The organism is Ruegeria sp. BG5 (assembly GCF_056538425.1).
Genome location: NZ_JBQFTC010000006.1, coordinates 1 through 14552, shown reverse-complemented (window position 1 = coordinate 14552; position 14552 = coordinate 1). Strand labels below are relative to the sequence as shown.

Sequence of the window (14552 nt, the reverse complement as noted above, 5' to 3'; positions counted from 1 at the left end):
TGGGGTTCCGTGCGCGACACCGAACAAGCCAATGAATTGCGCGACGGTGATGTCGTTCTTGGGGATGACTGGGTCATCCCGCAAGACCCCGATTCTGCAGAGCTAAGCGCAAAACGATCCCGCAGAAACCTGTTTTCACTGCGCGGCTCGCCTCTGGCCCGCAAGATCATCACGTTCAATCTGATTGCCCTTGTGATCCTTGTCACGGGGCTGCTTTACCTGGATGACTCGCGATCCGAGCAGGTGCAGCAGACCGCGCGCAACCTGATCGGAGACGCGCATCTTGTCAGCAACGTGTTCGAGACGCAGCTGCGGCAGGGCGCGGTGCAATCATCACGCGATGCGGCCCAGCTTGATGTGAAAGACACGCTGTCCGGCCTTCGCCTGCCCGAAGGGGGAGAGGTGTTTGTCTACGACTCCCGCGGTACCCTGATCGGCTGGACCCGCGGCGCGCCACAGGCATCTGACATGCCCATCCTGTTGCGATCGGACGCGGATATGCAGACCGGAGGCACCGTCATCAGCGATGCACTCAACGCGGTCTGGACGGGTCTGTCGCGGGTTTTCAACTGGTCGTCCGACTCCGAAGCACCGACGCTGGCGCAGCAGGTTCAGGCCATAGTCCCACAAGCTTTGGCGGGTCAAAATCAGGTAAAGGCAGTGCAGGATGACGCGGGCGACACTGTGATCGTGGCCGCGGCACCTATTCTCTACGAAGGCATCCCGGCCGGTGCTGTCGCAATATCCGGCCCTGCCGGTGAGATTGACGCGCTGGCTAGGCGCGAGCAGGAGCGCATTTTGCAGATGTTTGTCGTCGCCCTGCTGGTCTCAGTCGGTCTGAGCCTTGTTCTGGCTTCGACCATTGCCAACCCGCTGGCCGACCTCGCCTCGGCGGCGGAAATGGGCAAGGATCGGGGTACGGGCGTCAATCCGGGGCGTATCCGCATCCCGGACCTCAGCGCGCGCCCGGATGAAATCGGTCGGCTCAGCCGTGCGTTGCGTGGGATGGTCACTGCGCTCTACAACCGGATCGATGCGAACGAACAATTTGCCGCCGATGTCGCGCATGAGATCAAGAACCCTCTGGCCAGTCTGCAATCTGCTGTCGGCACACTACGCATGGTCAAACGCGATGATCAGCGCGAAAAATTGCTTGGTGTGATCGAGCATGATGTGAAGCGGCTGGATCGGCTGGTCAGCGACATCTCGAATGCTTCGCGTTTGGATGCGGAACTGGTCAAGGAAGAAGAACAACCTTTTGACCTGCTCAAGCTGCTGGGCAATATCGGGCAGTTTCTGGGTGAGGATGCCCGCGCGAAGGGGATCGACTATATCACTGACCTGCCGTCGGATCCGATTGTGATCAACGGGCTTGAGGCGCGATTGGCACAGGTCTTCGTCAACTTGATCACCAATGCGATTTCCTTCTGCGAAGAAAGCGACGCCATCCGGGTCTGGGTCCGCCAGCGCGACAATCGCGTGCTTGTGGTGGTCGAAGATACCGGCCCCGGCATCCCGGAACAGGCCCTGACCAAAATCTTCAAACGGTTCTATTCGCAACGCCCGGCTGAGCATTTCGGCAACAACTCGGGCCTTGGGCTGGCGATCTCGAAACAGATTGTCGAGGCGCATGGCGGTGTGATCTGGGCCGAAAACATCCGCCCGACCGAAGCGGACGTCACCTCGGACCCGCTGGGCGCCCGTTTTGTGGTGGGGCTGCCTGTCTGAGGTCATGACTATTCCGTCCCTGACAAATGCGGTGAACCGGGACAGCGCCCGCGTTCACGCCAGTTGCGTCGCCTCAGGTGGCCACGGCCTGCTGATTGTGGGCGCATCAGGGGCCGGAAAGTCGTCGCTGGCGTTGCAGATGATGGCTCTGGGCGCGGTGCTGGTCGGCGATGATCGCATTGATCTGGCGATGCGCGACGATCAAATCATTGCCTCCGCAGTCCCCGAAATCGCGGGTCTGATCGAGGCACGCGGGATTGGCCTGCTTCGTGCGCAACCTACGGAGCCTGTGCCGCTGCGCTTTGTCCTCGACCTTGACCAATCCGAACCCGCACGCCTGCCAGAACCCGTCACGACCCCGTTGCTGAGGCAAACTGTTCCCTTGCTTCGCGGCGCGGGCGTGCCCAATTTGGCACCAGCCCTGATGCAACTTCTTAGAATGGGACGCGTAGACCCGGAATGGCCGAACAAATGACAGCGCAAAAGCGAATCGTTCTGGTGACCGGACCATCGGGCGCGGGCCGCTCGACCGCCATTCACGTGCTGGAAGATCTGGGGTTCGAAGCGATTGACAACCTGCCCATGGGCCTGCTGGCGCGTCTGCTTGAAGGCGCCGAGCCTGACCGGCCCATGGCGCTGGGTATCGACGCGCGCAACCGCGATTTCTCGACCATAGGATTTATCGAACTGGCCGCAAAGCTGGGCCGGATGACGCAGGTGGATCTGACGGTTCTGTACCTTGATTGCAGCGACGAAGTCCTGCTGCGCCGCTTTTCGGAAACCCGCAGGCGTCACCCCGTCGCCCAGGATGCAGGGCCGGAAACCGGTGTGCGGCGCGAGAAAGAGCTGCTGGCCCCCATCCGCGAGATTGCCGACACCCTGATCGACACCAGCACCCTGAACGTGCATCAGCTGCGCGAAGAGGTCGAGCGCTGGTTTGCCCCCCAGGGCGGGCGGCATCTGGCGGTATCAATCGAATCCTTCTCGTATAAACGCGGCCTGCCACGCGGGTTGGATATTGTCTTTGACTGCCGATTTCTCGCCAACCCCTATTGGCGGCCCGAATTGCGGTCCGAGGATGGTCGAAACCCGGATGTGGCGCGCTATGTCCAGTCAGATGCTAATTACGCGCCGTTCTTTGACCGCGTCATAGATCTGCTGAACCTGCTGCTGCCAGCCTTCCGCGCCGAAGGCAAAGCGCACCTGTCTGTGGCCTTCGGTTGCACCGGTGGCCAGCACAGATCGGTGGCGATGGCGGAAGCGGTTGCAAAGGCCCTTGCGGAAGGGGGGCAGCAGGTGGCAATTAGGCACCGCGAGATGGAACGTCGATCGTTGAATGTGAGGCCGGATTGATCGGGATTGTGATCGTAGCGCATGGGGGCTTGGCTCAGGAGTATCTGGCCGCCATGCAGCATGTGGTCGGGCCGCAGCCCGGCCTGAAAGCCATTGCGATCGAGGCCGATCATGACCGTGACGAAAAACAGGCTGAAATCTGTCGCGCCGCGGATGAAGTGGACCTTGGCGACGGCGTTGTGATCGTCACGGATCTGTTCGGCGGCAGCCCCTCGAATCTCAGCCTGCGGGCCTGTGCCCCTCAGGATCGCCGAATCCTTTATGGGGCCAACCTGCCCATGCTGATCAAATTGGCCAAAAGCCGCCACCTGCCGGTCCCTGATGCCGTGCGGCAGGCAATGGAGGCTGGACGCAAGTACATCAATGCGCAAAATGTGACATTGGATTAAGACCGGACTCATTGAAATGACCAACCGAAGCTTGAAAATCATTAACGAAAAGGGCCTGCACGCCCGCGCGTCCGCCAAGCTGGTCGAGGTTGTGGAAGGCTTTGACGCCAGTGCCGAAGTGTCCAAGGACGGCCTTTCTGCATCCGGAGACAGCATTATGGGCCTTTTGATGTTGGCAGCCTCGCGCGGAACGACTATTGACGTCGAGACGTCCGGGCCGGATGCTGAGGCATTGGCAGAAGCTCTGGAAACGCTTGTGAATGACAAGTTCGGAGAGGGGTTCTAAGGCTGCCCCGCGGGACAGAAAGAACGGGAAGACCAGGAATTGGCGGAAACAACGCACGAGACCAAGACAGGCCCGGTGGTTGATGGGACCGAAGACCAGGGCGAAATCTACGACCGTAGAACCCTGACCTACGCGAACTCGTTCGACGATGCCTGGACCTCGACCGCCATTCGCGCCATCGAATGGTGTACCGGCAAACTGACCATTTTGCGGATGGTCAACAAGTTCGAGAAAAAGAACGAATACTATCGAGGTCAAAGGTTTTGGGGCGGTGCTCTGGCAACCATGGGCATCGACCTGACCACACCCGAGGAACAGATCGCCCGCATCCCCAAGACAGGCCCGGTTGTTGTCGTGGCCAACCATCCGCACGGCATGGTGGACGGCATGATCCTGGCCGAACTGATCGGGCGCGTGCGCAGCGATTATCGCATCCTGACCCGGTCCGTGCTGACCGGGCTGGACGAGGCTGCGACCTCATTCATGATTCCGGTTCCCTTTCCGCACGACCCCGAAGCACAGGCCAAGATGCTTGAAATGCGCGGCAAGGCCATGGAGCATCTGAAAAACGGCGGCGTTGTGGCCCTGTTCCCCTCGGGCGTTGTTATGTCCTCGGACGACTGGTTCGGCCCGGCGATCGAGCGGGAATGGAACGTCTTCACCGCCAAGATGATCCGACGCTCGGGTGCGCAAGTGCTGCCGATCTTCTTCCCCGGCAGCAACTCGCGTTGGTATCAGATCGCCAACAAACTGTCGCCGATCCTGCGGCAGGGTCTGCTGCTGCACGAAATCGTCCGGTCCTGCAAAAAACCGCAATCTCCGGTTATCGGCGAACCGATCAATGACGACGACATGCAGTTGCTGGAACGCGATCCGCGCGGCTTCATGGCGTGGCTCAGAAACCGCACCATGTCGCTGGGCACATCAGACAAACCCTAATCCGCCCTTCATCTGGCCAGAAATATCCCGGGGGTGAGCCCGGATGAAATCCGGGCGAGGGGGCTGGCCCCCTCTTACCGCGTCGGAACAGGCACTTCGCCCCGATAGTCATAAAACCCGCGTTCGGTCTTGCGGCCCAGCCAACCGGCCTCGACATATTTCGTCAGCAGCGGGCAGGGGCGATACTTGGTGTCCGCCAAGCCATCATGCAACACGTTCATGATTGCCAGGCAAGTGTCCAACCCGATGAAATCGGCCAGCTCCAGGGGCCCCATCGGGTGGTTTGCGCCCAGCTTCATGGACTGGTCGATGGATTGCACATTCCCAACGCCTTCATACAGGGTGTAGACGGCCTCATTGATCATCGGCATCAGAATGCGGTTGACGATGAAGGCCGGGAAATCCTCGGCGCTTGCGGCTGTCTTGCCCAGACGGTCCACCACTGCCTTGCAGGCTTTGAACGTTGGTTCATCCGTGGCAATCCCCCGGATCAACTCGACAAGCTGCATGACCGGCACCGGGTTCATGAAGTGGAACCCCATGAACCGTTCGGGCCTGTCCGTGCGGCTGGCCAGTCGGGTGATGGAAATTGAGGAGGTGTTCGAGGTCAGAATCGTATGCGGCTGAAGATGCGGCTGCAAATCCTCGAAAATCGCCTGTTTGATGGTCTCGCGTTCGGTCGCGGCTTCGATCACCAGATCGGTTTGCCCCAGTTGCGGCAGCTCCAGCGTCGTTGTGATCCGTTTCAAGGCGGCCTGCATCGCGTCATCGCTGATCTTCCCGCGTGACGCCTGCCGGGCCATGTTGCCCTCAATCGTCGTCAAGGCGCGATCCAGGGCCTCCTGACTGACATCATTCAGCAAAACGTCATAGTCCGCCAATGCCAGCACATGGGCGATCCCGTTGCCCATCTGACCTGCGCCAATCACTCCGACCGATTTCACATCCATATTCAGCTGCCTTTGCCTTGCGCGTTACGGCGACAGTATCGGCAGTTCGGGGCTTGCGGCAAGGGGCTGAGGTCGCTCGAATTCGCTTCAAATGCGCACATTAGGGGAATCTCAACATCCGGGGCGGCAAGATGGCAACCGGGTGAAAATTGGGTGAGTGAGATGAGCTATCATCAGACAGGCTCGGGCATGGCCGAGGATGACGTATGCCAGTATGACGGAACCAGATTGTGGTTTAGGGGGCCGCCCTGCACGCTGGACCTTCCGTTTATCGCCTGCATCGGCGGGGATGAAACCTTCGGGCGCTTTGTCGATTCTCCGTTTCCGGATGCAGTACAGAAGCAACTGGGCAAAACCTGCGCCAATTTTGGCAGCCTGTTCGCGGGTGTCGAGGCGCTGACGCGCGATCAAGGTCTGCTGAGGTTGGCAAACCGGGCGCAGAGATGCGTGATCCAACTGCCTCAGGTTCATGGCCAGTCGAACCGGTTTTACCGCGTGCACCCCCGCCGCAATGACCGGTTTCTGGAACCAACGCAGGACCTGCTGGATTTGTATCCCGACATCGACTTTACCGAGGTGCATTTTGTGCGTCACTTACTAAAGCGTCTGCAGGCAAGACATGATGCGCGGTTCGAAGTGATCGCACATGAGCTGCGTCAGGGTTGGTTGCGGTCCCTTGGTACGTTTCTGGAGCAGCTGGACCCGCAGACGGTGCTGCTGCATCTGCAGATTCAGCGGGTTCATACGATCGAGGACGACCCCATCCCGGTGAACGCCAGCATGGTAGAGGCGCTGAGGCCGCAGGTCGCGCGGGTAGTCACGTGCTCAGTCGCCGTGTCCGGCGCGTCGGACACGCTTGAGGATATGCTGTTCGGGACGCTACAACAGCCGATGGCAGAACATATGCTTGGCCCGGCCGCGCATAGGCAGATTGCCGAGGCGGTTGTGCCGGTCCTGAGGGACCTGAACGCATAAGGCCCGCCAATGGCGGGCCTTTGCTAACGTCACTTTCAAAGACCTGGGGTCTTTGCTCAGCCGAGCTTCTCGGTCAGTTCCGGCACGGCCTGGAACAGGTCAGCGACCAGTCCGAAGTCGGCGACCTGGAAGATCGGCGCTTCTTCGTCCTTGTTGATCGCAACGATGACCTTCGAGTCTTTCATACCAGCAAGGTGCTGGATCGCACCCGAGATGCCGACGGCAACATACAGATCGGGGGCAACAACCTTACCGGTCTGACCCACCTGCCAGTCGTTTGGCGCATAGCCCGAGTCCACCGCCGCGCGCGAGGCACCAACCGCCGCGCCCAGCTTGTCGGCCAGCGTTTCGATCAGTTTGAAGTCCTCTTCCGAGCCGACACCACGGCCGCCCGAAACAACAACGCCAGCCGAGGTCAGTTCCGGACGGTCGCTCTCGGCCACCTTGTCCTCAACCCAGGACGACAGACCTTCGGAACCCGGAACCGCAACGGTTTCAACCGATGCCGAACCACCTTCGCCCGCTGCGTCAAAGGACGCGGTGCGGATGGTGACGACTTTCTTGGCGTCGTTCGATTTCACGGTCTGGATCGCGTTGCCCGCATAGATCGGACGCTCGAAGGTCGAGCCGTCAACCACGCCGGACGCATCCGAGATCACCATCACGTCCAGCAGCGCAGCAACGCGCGGCATCACGTTTTTGGCGTCGGTGGTCGCAGGGGCAACGATGTGCTCGTAACCGTCGGCCAGCGACACGATCAGGGCTGCGGTCGATTCCGCCAGGCGGTGGCCCAGCGATGCGTCTTCGGCAACCAGAACCTTCGAGACACCGTCGATCTTTGCAGCAGCCTCACCAGCTGCGGCAGCGGAACCGCCAGCGGCCAGAACGGTGATGTCGCCCAGCGACTTGACGGCGGCTACGGCCTTGGCGGTGGCGTCCAGCGACAGCTCGCCATTGTTGACTTCAGCCAGAAGAAGAACAGCCATTACACAGCCCCCGCTTCTTTGAGTTTCCCGACCAGCTCGTCAACCGAGCCTACGATGATGCCTGCGGCACGTGCCGGCGGCTCTTCGGTCTTGACGATTTCCAGACGCGGCGTGACGTCGACGCCGTAATCGGCGGCGGTTTTCTCGTCCAGCGGCTTTTTCTTCGCCTTCATGATGTTGGGCAGCGACGCATAGCGCGGCTCGTTCAGGCGCAGGTCAACGGTCACGATGGTCGGCATCTTGACGCTGATGGTCTGCAGACCGCCGTCAACCTCGCGGGTGATCTTGGCGGTGTCGCCTTCGATATCCAGTTCGGACGCGAAGGTGCCTTGCGACCAGCCCAGCAGGGCCGACAGCATCTGGCCGGTGGCGTTCATGTCGTTGTCGATCGCCTGCTTGCCCGCCAGAACGATGCCGGGCTGCTCTTCCTCGACCACTTTGGCCAGGATCTTTGCGACGGCCAGCGGCTCGATGTCCTGATGGACGTCATCGGCGGCAACAACCAGAATGGCGCGGTCTGCACCCATGGCCAGCGCGGTCCGCAGGGTTTCCTGCGCCTGCTTGACGCCGATCGAAACGGCAACCACTTCGTCAGCTTTGCCCGCTTCTTTCAGGCGGATCGCTTCTTCCACCGCGATCTCGTCGAACGGGTTCATCGACATTTTGACATTGGCGAGATCAACACCGCTACCGTCCGCTTTCACGCGGACCTTCACATTATAGTCAATCACGCGCTTGACAGGCACGAGTACCTTCATTTTGCGCTTTCTCCTCACAAAAACGGTAAGTCGCAACGCGACTCCACCAATGCTCTCGGACGACTGAATAGCGTCTCAATTCACGGTGCAACAGGGCAAAATCGTCACGTCAGGGGCTCGGGACGTCGCGTTTCGTAATTTTTGACGCCACGGCGGAAAATAACAGTGCGGGGTGGGGCCGATTTTTGAGCATGCGGGATCAGGCATGTCGTGGCGTCAAACAACTGGGTCTCAGCCTGTTACGAGGCAACGCTCGTTCGTGCCTGCGGGGATTGAGCCCTAGGCTTTGCCCTTCCGGCCGCCAGAACGTCCACTGGACGTTTCGCCGCTTTCAGCGGTTCGCGCCCGGAACCCACAAGACGTCGTCTTTGCCGTTGTTGTTGGCGCACCGTGCGGCGACAAAGAACCAGTCGCTCAGGCGATTGAGGTATTTGACGGCCACCGCGTTCACCGGCTCCATGTTTGTCAGTTCAACGGCAAGCCGCTCGGCCCGGCGTGACACGGTGCGGCACACATGCAATTGGGCCGCCAGACGCGATCCGCCCGGCAGAATGAAGCTGCGCAAGGGTTCCAGATCGGCATTCATCGCGTCGATCTCGGCCTCCAGCCGGTCGATCTGGGCCGGGGCGATGCGCAAGGGCGGGTAATCGGCCTCGGCATCCTTTTCCATATCGGGGCGACAGAAATCCGCGCCCAGATCGAACAGATCGTTCTGGATTCGGGCCAGTGCGGCATCGGTTGGACCATCAGCCTCGGTCCGCGCCACGCCGACAAAGGAATTCAACTCGTCCACGGTGCCATAGGCCGCCACACGCCCAGAGTATTTGGCGACACGTTCTCCGTTCCCCAGCGCAGTCTTACCGTCATCGCCTGTGCGGGTGTAGATTTTGTTGAGTACGACCATTTACTGCGCTCCCTGTCCGCTGAGATAGACGTAGAGAAGGATCAAAACGACGGCAATGAACTGAAACAGGATACGCAGCCGCATCATCTTGTTGCTTTTCTTTGCAGCCGCCATGCCGCCTTTGCCGAAATTCGCGATGCCAAGGGTCAGCACGACGACCACCGCCGCCATGGCCAGAAGCAAAACGACCATCAATAGGTCCATCAGGTATCACCGTCTGCGTTTTAGTTTCGTTGGACCTGATCTAGCCCCACAAGATCAAAAAGCGAACCAGTAATTTCGTCTCAGATGCGGGACAGAATCCGGTCAATCGCCGCGGTCGGCAGAATCCGACGCAAGTATCCGGCGATATAGGTGGGTGTGGTCACATAGTATCGGGGCTTTGGTCTGCGCGCTTCAACCGCGTGCGCGAGTTTGGCCGTTACGGCTGATGCCGGAAGTTCGAACCTATCTGGACCCGAGCTTTCGTACAGCCGTTTGAGCAGCGTTTCTTCATATTTCTCGCGCAGCGCCGAGGTTTCCCAGTCGATGAACCGTTCAAAGACAGGGATAGCTTTTTCCCGCAGCTTCGAGGTGATCGGGCCTGGTTCAATCAGGATCACCCGAATACCGGTGCCCCGCAATTCAAGGCGCAGCGTATCGCTGAGGCCTTCAATCGCGTATTTGGTCGCGACATAAGCCCCGCGCCACGGAAACGCGACCAGTCCCAGAACCGACGAACACTGCACTATCCGGCCATGCCCCTGCTCCCGCATGACGGGAATCACCTCGCGTGTCAGCTCGTGCCAGCCAAATACATTCGCTTCAAAGATATGGCGCAAACCATCTGTCGGAACGTCTTCGACGGCGCCGGGCAGCCCGTGCGCGCCGTTGTTGAACAGCGCATCCAGCGTGCCGCCGGTGGCCGAAAGAACCTCGGCCAGACCGGCCTTGATGCTGTCGGCGTCCTGATAGTCAATTCTGGGGCTTTCGAACCCCTGGGCGCGCAGCCGGTCGCAATCGCGTTGCTGACGGCACGAGGCAAAAACCCGCCAGCCGCGCGCACGCATACCGTGTGCCGCGTCAAGGCCGATGCCGGATGAGCACCCGGTAATGAGAATCGATTTCTGCATGAGAATCCCGCCCCAGACTGTCACCAATAGCTATGGCGGGCATTGGGGCAGGACAATGACGGGCAACCTTAGTCTTGGGATTTTTGAACAAGAGATGCGGAAATCCATCCGATCTGTTGCCCGGGCAACACGCGAAGACGCAACCAGCCGGTTCCGGACTCGCTCAGCACTTCGACCTTTTGGCCGATCCGGGCCTTGCCAATGATCGGATAGATCGTTCCCGGCCCGTCACGCATATTGACGCGCGTACCCGAGATTTCCCGGATGTCCTTCTCGGGTTCAGGCAGCGCCGGCACCTCTACGACCTCGGGGTCGGCGTCAGTTGCGACTTGTTGCAACGAGGTTATGCCGTCTTCCAAAGACGCCAGTGCCAGCGTCACGGTCTGGTCTTCAAACAGCGACGGATTGGCCTGCAGCCCCGCAGCAACCTGCGCCAACAGGGCTTTGGTCTCATCCTCGGTAAGTGCCGGTTCAGGCTGAGCCAGCGCATCAAGCGCAGGCGCGGGTTCCACAGCCGGTTCAGGTGCAAAGCTGACCTGCGTTACCAGATCTTCGACTGGGGCCGGGGCCTTGGGTTCGGGGGTTGGCTGGAAGGCCGCCGCCATGCGTTGCGGATTATCGGCCCGCAATCCACGCGGTTCGAAGTCAGGACCGTCGCTCATCACGTAAAAGGCCCAGCCGAGTGCGGCAAAAGTAATCAGTATCAGGCGCGTCATGGCGCATCCCCCAAGGTCAATCGTTACAACAACAGAACAAAAATTTGGCAGCAATCATTCAATTGTTGGGATGGTACCATAATTGAGTGGCCGAGTCGAAAATTCGGGGAAAACACCAGCTTGTCTCCCCCTGTTGCAAAAAGCGCGACTTGTCCCCAGCAAAATGCACTCTGCTTGCTTTACCCAGACGGCCTAGCGTCGTATCACATCATGTATGAATGACACGATCGACGACCCCAATATGGAGGCCCCCGATAACGGGGGTGAGGTAGCCGAACCCCTGCGCCGCGCGATTGGTGAGCGCTATCTGACTTATGCGCTGTCCACCATCATGCACCGCGCCTTGCCGGATGCGCGGGACGGGTTGAAGCCGGTTCATCGGCGAATCCTCTATGCGATGAGAGAGCTGCGACTCAGTGCAACCGGAGGTTTCAGGAAGTCGGCCAAGATTTCCGGCGATGTGATGGGCAACTATCACCCGCATGGGGACGCCGCGATCTATGACGCGATGGCGCGTCTGGCGCAGGATTTCAACGTGCGTTACCCGCTGGTCGACGGGCAGGGGAACTTCGGCAATATCGACGGCGACAACCCGGCGGCCTCGCGCTACACCGAGGCGCGGATGACCATCGTGGCCGAAGCGCTGCTTGAGGGTCTGAACGAAGACGCCGTCGATTTCCGCGACAACTATGATGGCACGCTGACCGAGCCGGTCGTGCTGCCTGCGCAGTTTCCGAACCTGCTTGCCAATGGCGCAAGCGGCATCGCGGTGGGTATGGCGACGAACATCCCGCCGCATAATATCTTGGAACTCTGCGATGCCTGTCTGCATCTGATCAAAACGCCGGATGCCCGCGACGACACGTTGTTGAACTACGTGCCCGGCCCGGATTTCCCTACTGGCGGCGTGATCGTCGAGCCGCCCGAGAATATCGCGCAGGCCTATCGCACCGGGCGCGGATCTTTCCGCCTGCGTTGTAAGTTCGAGGTCGAAGACCTCGGCCGCGGTCAATGGCAGATCGTTGTCACCGAGATTCCCTATCAAGTTCAGAAATCCAAGCTGATCGAAAAGATCGCGGAACTGATCCAGACCAAGAAAATCCCGATCCTCGCCGATGTGCGCGACGAATCCGCCGACGACATCCGCCTGATCCTTGAGCCGCGTTCGAAAAACGTGGACCCCGAGGTGCTGATGGGGATGCTCTACCGCAACTCGGACCTCGAGGTGCGGTTCAGCCTGAACATGAACGTGCTGATCGACGGGGTGACGCCCAAGGTCTGCTCGATGAAGGAAGTGCTGCGGGCCTTCCTCGATCACCGGCAAGAGGTGCTGATCCGCCGCTCGCGTCACCGTCTGGGCAAGATCGACCATCGGTTAGAGGTGTTGGAGGGCTTTATCGTCGCCTTCCTGAACCTTGATCGTGTGATCGACATCATCCGCTATGACGATGACCCCAAGGCCGCGCTGATGCGCGAGGATTGGGGCATTGATCATGTTCGCGCCACCGACGAGTCTGATTACGTCACGCCCAAACCGGGCGAGGGGGAACTGTCCGAGGTTCAGGTCGACGCGATCCTCAACATGCGTCTGCGCAGTTTGCGCCGTCTGGAAGAGATGGAGCTGGTGCGTGAGCGTGACGAATTGATGCTGGAGCGCGCCAACCTCGAAGACCTGCTGGCCGATCCCGCCCTGCAATGGGCCAAAATCGCCGAGCAGTTGAAAGAGACCAAAAAGACCTTCGGTAAAGACTACGAAGGCGGCGCGCGGCGCACTCAGTTTGCTGAGGCCGGACAGGTCGAGGAAGTGCCGCTTGAGGCGATGATCGACCGCGAACCGATCACGGTCGTCTGCTCTCAGATGGGCTGGATTCGCGCCATGACCGGCCATATCGACCTGAAGCGCGAGTTGAAGTTCAAAGACGGCGACGGCCCGCGTTTCATCTTCCATGCGGAAACAACCGACCGCCTGCTGGTCTTTGCCTCAAACGGACGGTTCTATACGGTCAGCGCGGCCAACCTGCCCGGCGGGCGGGGCATGGGCGAACCGCTGCGCCTGATGGTTGATCTGCCGAACGAGGCGCAGATCATCGACATTCTGATCCACAAGCCGGGGCGCAAGCTGCTGGTGGCCTCGGATGCGGGCAACGGCTTTATGGTGTCCGAGGATGAGGTGCTGGCGCAGACACGGAACGGCAAACAGGTGCTGAACGTCAAAGGTGACGAAACAGCGATGATCTGCAAGCCGGTCGCGGGCGACCACGTGGCCGTGGTATCTCAGAACGGCAAGTTCCTGGTCTTCCCGGCAGAGGAACTGCCCGAGATGACCCGCGGCAAGGGCGTGCGCCTGCAGAGATACAATATGGCGCGTGGCCGGCAGGGAACGCTGGAACTAGATGGCGGCCTGTCGGACATCACCACCTTCAACTGGGAAGAGGGCCTGAAATGGTCCATGGGCGGCGACAAGACACGGCACGAGGCCGATATGTCCCAATGGCTGGCAAAACGCGCCAGCGTCGGGAAAAAGCCGCCTTACGGGTTCCCGCGCGACTATAAGTTCTCGTGATCTGAACAGGTCTCGGGTGGATTTCTTCCGATACGGCTTGGCACAACCCGTATCGGTGCGCTAGATCAAAGAAAACAGGCCTATCGAGACACAATCATGTTGCGCATTCTGACCCTGATCACCGGACTGGCCCTGATGGGCGCGTGCACCCAGACGCAGGTCTATGAAGAACCCGAGTCGCTGGGCGAGTTCAAGCTGCGGGTGAATTACGCGTTTGCCGAGAAAGCCAAACAAGGCCCAGTCTCGCGCGATGCGACGCCGCAGGAATGGGAAGCTGCGATTCAGAACGCCGTGGATATCCGGCTGGGTCGCTATGAGGGCGCGCAGGATTACGACATCGGTATCAGCCTCGAAGGCTACATGCTGGCCCCTCCGGGCATTCCGGTCATCTACAACCCCAAAAGCACGGCGATTGTGCTGGTCAATGTCTACGATGTGAACAAGAAAGAATTTCTGGCCAAGGCCAAGCAGTTCCAGGTTCTGGAAGACACGACCGGAGGCAGCGCGCTGAAAGGGTCCGGCAATGAGCGGACCAAAGAAGAACAAATGAGCGGTCTGGCCCTGAAAGTGGCCGACCGGGTCGAGGAATGGCTGGCAGAAGAACACAAGGACAATGGCTGGTTCGACAAGCGCCCAGACCTGATCCAACCGCTCGAATCCACCGAGGTTACGCAAAATCCGGCGTGATCGGCGCATTTCCCCAAGGATGTGCTTGATTTTCCCCCGTGAACCAAATATCTCGCGCGCGCAGATGTAACCACGGGACCAAGGGTCCCCCAAATCGCAAAAGGGCGCCTGAGGAATGGCAAAGGAAAAGTTTGAGCGTACAAAACCGCACGTCAACATCGGCACGATTGGCCACGTTGACCACGGAAAGACCACGCTGACCGCAG

General features: G+C 59.9%; 17 protein-coding genes. 10 read left to right on the top strand and 7 right to left on the bottom strand.

Translation table 11 applies throughout. The features are described 5' to 3' along the window. The first annotated feature begins 9 nt into the window (after positions 1–9). From ACR0KX_RS16340 to ACR0KX_RS16315, 6 genes are read left to right on the top strand one after another with little or no spacing between them, the layout of a single operon-like run. Positions 10–1728, top strand: coding sequence for an ATP-binding protein (locus ACR0KX_RS16340; protein ID WP_170454623.1), 1719 nt, complete (start codon positions 10–12; stop codon positions 1726–1728). 4 nt (positions 1729–1732) lie between these two features. Further along, entirely contained in the window at positions 1733–2203 is a 471-nt protein-coding gene (locus tag ACR0KX_RS16335; RefSeq protein ID WP_170454621.1) for an HPr kinase/phosphatase C-terminal domain-containing protein, read from the top strand. Next, positions 2200–3081 carry an RNase adapter RapZ gene (gene rapZ, locus ACR0KX_RS16330; protein WP_170624854.1) on the top strand — a complete coding sequence of 294 codons (882 nt, stop codon included), beginning with the start codon at positions 2200–2202 and terminating at the stop codon, positions 3079–3081. The genes ACR0KX_RS16335 and rapZ overlap by 4 nt, the downstream gene beginning before the upstream one ends. Beyond that, positions 3078–3470, top strand: a complete 393-nt coding sequence (locus ACR0KX_RS16325; RefSeq protein ID WP_170454617.1) for a PTS sugar transporter subunit IIA domain-containing protein — start codon at positions 3078–3080, stop codon at positions 3468–3470. The genes rapZ and ACR0KX_RS16325 overlap by 4 nt, the downstream gene beginning before the upstream one ends. A gap of 16 nt (positions 3471–3486) precedes the next feature. After that, complete coding sequence (locus ACR0KX_RS16320; protein ID WP_170380425.1) at positions 3487–3756, top strand: HPr family phosphocarrier protein; 270 nt, start codon at positions 3487–3489, stop codon at positions 3754–3756. Positions 3757–3795: 39 nt separating this feature from the next. Then, positions 3796–4695 (top strand): lysophospholipid acyltransferase family protein, encoded by a 900-nt coding sequence (locus tag ACR0KX_RS16315; RefSeq protein ID WP_170454615.1) that lies wholly within the window; start codon positions 3796–3798, stop codon positions 4693–4695. Between the two features lie 74 nt (positions 4696–4769). On the opposite strand, the gene ACR0KX_RS16310 is transcribed toward ACR0KX_RS16315, so the two are convergent. Further along, positions 4770–5645 carry a 3-hydroxybutyryl-CoA dehydrogenase gene (locus ACR0KX_RS16310; protein WP_170454613.1) on the bottom strand — a complete coding sequence of 292 codons (876 nt, stop codon included), beginning with the start codon at positions 5643–5645 and terminating at the stop codon, positions 4770–4772. Positions 5646–5807: 162 nt separating this feature from the next. On the opposite strand from ACR0KX_RS16310, the gene ACR0KX_RS16305 reads away from it, so the two are divergent. Next, positions 5808–6620 (top strand): DUF6473 family protein, encoded by an 813-nt coding sequence (locus ACR0KX_RS16305; protein WP_480708602.1) that lies wholly within the window; start codon positions 5808–5810, stop codon positions 6618–6620. A gap of 56 nt (positions 6621–6676) precedes the next feature. On the opposite strand, the gene ACR0KX_RS16300 is transcribed toward ACR0KX_RS16305, so the two are convergent. The 6 genes from ACR0KX_RS16300 to ACR0KX_RS16275 form a co-directional block, all read right to left on the bottom strand. Beyond that, on the bottom strand, positions 6677–7606 hold the full coding sequence (locus tag ACR0KX_RS16300; RefSeq protein WP_170454611.1) for an FAD-binding protein: 930 nt from the start codon (positions 7604–7606) through the stop codon (positions 6677–6679). Continuing rightward, positions 7606–8364: an electron transfer flavoprotein subunit beta/FixA family protein gene (locus ACR0KX_RS16295; protein ID WP_170454609.1), complete on the bottom strand. Its 759-nt coding sequence runs from the start codon at positions 8362–8364 to the stop codon at positions 7606–7608. The genes ACR0KX_RS16300 and ACR0KX_RS16295 overlap by 1 nt, the downstream gene beginning before the upstream one ends. Before the next feature lie 331 nt (positions 8365–8695). Continuing rightward, the gene (locus ACR0KX_RS16290; protein ID WP_170454606.1) at positions 8696–9268 is read right to left on the bottom strand and encodes a cob(I)yrinic acid a,c-diamide adenosyltransferase; all 573 of its coding nucleotides are present in this window, start codon (positions 9266–9268) and stop codon (positions 8696–8698) included. Then, a complete protein-coding gene (locus tag ACR0KX_RS16285) occupies positions 9269–9472 on the bottom strand; it encodes a twin transmembrane helix small protein (protein ID WP_170454604.1) in 204 nt (67 codons plus the stop codon). It lies immediately after the preceding gene. A gap of 80 nt (positions 9473–9552) precedes the next feature. Beyond that, the gene (locus ACR0KX_RS16280; RefSeq protein ID WP_170454602.1) at positions 9553–10380 is read right to left on the bottom strand and encodes an SDR family NAD(P)-dependent oxidoreductase; all 828 of its coding nucleotides are present in this window, start codon (positions 10378–10380) and stop codon (positions 9553–9555) included. Between the two features lie 68 nt (positions 10381–10448). Continuing rightward, on the bottom strand, positions 10449–11096 hold the full coding sequence (locus ACR0KX_RS16275) for an SH3 domain-containing protein (RefSeq protein WP_480708601.1): 648 nt from the start codon (positions 11094–11096) through the stop codon (positions 10449–10451). Positions 11097–11310: 214 nt separating this feature from the next. Here ACR0KX_RS16275 and parC point away from each other — a divergent pair, with 214 nt between their 5' ends. The 3 genes from parC to ACR0KX_RS16260 all read left to right on the top strand — a co-directional run. Then, positions 11311–13659, top strand: coding sequence for a DNA topoisomerase IV subunit A (gene parC, locus ACR0KX_RS16270; protein WP_170624843.1), 2349 nt, complete (start codon positions 11311–11313; stop codon positions 13657–13659). A gap of 96 nt (positions 13660–13755) precedes the next feature. Then, positions 13756–14346, top strand: a complete 591-nt coding sequence (locus ACR0KX_RS16265) for a hypothetical protein (RefSeq protein WP_170454599.1) — start codon at positions 13756–13758, stop codon at positions 14344–14346. Positions 14347–14461: 115 nt separating this feature from the next. Further along, on the top strand, positions 14462–14552 hold a 91-nt coding region (locus ACR0KX_RS16260; protein WP_215675807.1), incomplete at its 3' end, for a GTP-binding protein.

What these genes read in the sequence shown, in the direction of transcription:
- ACR0KX_RS16335 (WP_170454621.1), top strand. Translation starts at nt 1,733, where the DNA reads ATGACTATTCCGTCCCTGACAAATGCGGTGAACCGGGACAGCGCCCGC.
- ACR0KX_RS16285 (WP_170454604.1), bottom strand. Translation starts at nt 9,472, where the DNA reads ATGGACCTATTGATGGTCGTTTTGCTTCTGGCCATGGCGGCGGTGGTC.
- ACR0KX_RS16275 (WP_480708601.1), bottom strand. Translation starts at nt 11,096, where the DNA reads ATGACGCGCCTGATACTGATTACTTTTGCCGCACTCGGCTGGGCCTTT.
- ACR0KX_RS16300 (WP_170454611.1), bottom strand. Translation starts at nt 7,606, where the DNA reads ATGGCTGTTCTTCTTCTGGCTGAAGTCAACAATGGCGAGCTGTCGCTG.
- ACR0KX_RS16290 (WP_170454606.1), bottom strand. Translation starts at nt 9,268, where the DNA reads ATGGTCGTACTCAACAAAATCTACACCCGCACAGGCGATGACGGTAAG.
- rapZ (WP_170624854.1), top strand. Translation starts at nt 2,200, where the DNA reads ATGACAGCGCAAAAGCGAATCGTTCTGGTGACCGGACCATCGGGCGCG.
- ACR0KX_RS16280 (WP_170454602.1), bottom strand. Translation starts at nt 10,380, where the DNA reads ATGCAGAAATCGATTCTCATTACCGGGTGCTCATCCGGCATCGGCCTT.
- ACR0KX_RS16305 (WP_480708602.1), top strand. Translation starts at nt 5,808, where the DNA reads ATGAGCTATCATCAGACAGGCTCGGGCATGGCCGAGGATGACGTATGC.
- ACR0KX_RS16310 (WP_170454613.1), bottom strand. Translation starts at nt 5,645, where the DNA reads ATGGATGTGAAATCGGTCGGAGTGATTGGCGCAGGTCAGATGGGCAAC.
- ACR0KX_RS16265 (WP_170454599.1), top strand. Translation starts at nt 13,756, where the DNA reads ATGTTGCGCATTCTGACCCTGATCACCGGACTGGCCCTGATGGGCGCG.
- ACR0KX_RS16295 (WP_170454609.1), bottom strand. Translation starts at nt 8,364, where the DNA reads ATGAAGGTACTCGTGCCTGTCAAGCGCGTGATTGACTATAATGTGAAG.
- parC (WP_170624843.1), top strand. Translation starts at nt 11,311, where the DNA reads ATGAATGACACGATCGACGACCCCAATATGGAGGCCCCCGATAACGGG.
- ACR0KX_RS16320 (WP_170380425.1), top strand. Translation starts at nt 3,487, where the DNA reads ATGACCAACCGAAGCTTGAAAATCATTAACGAAAAGGGCCTGCACGCC.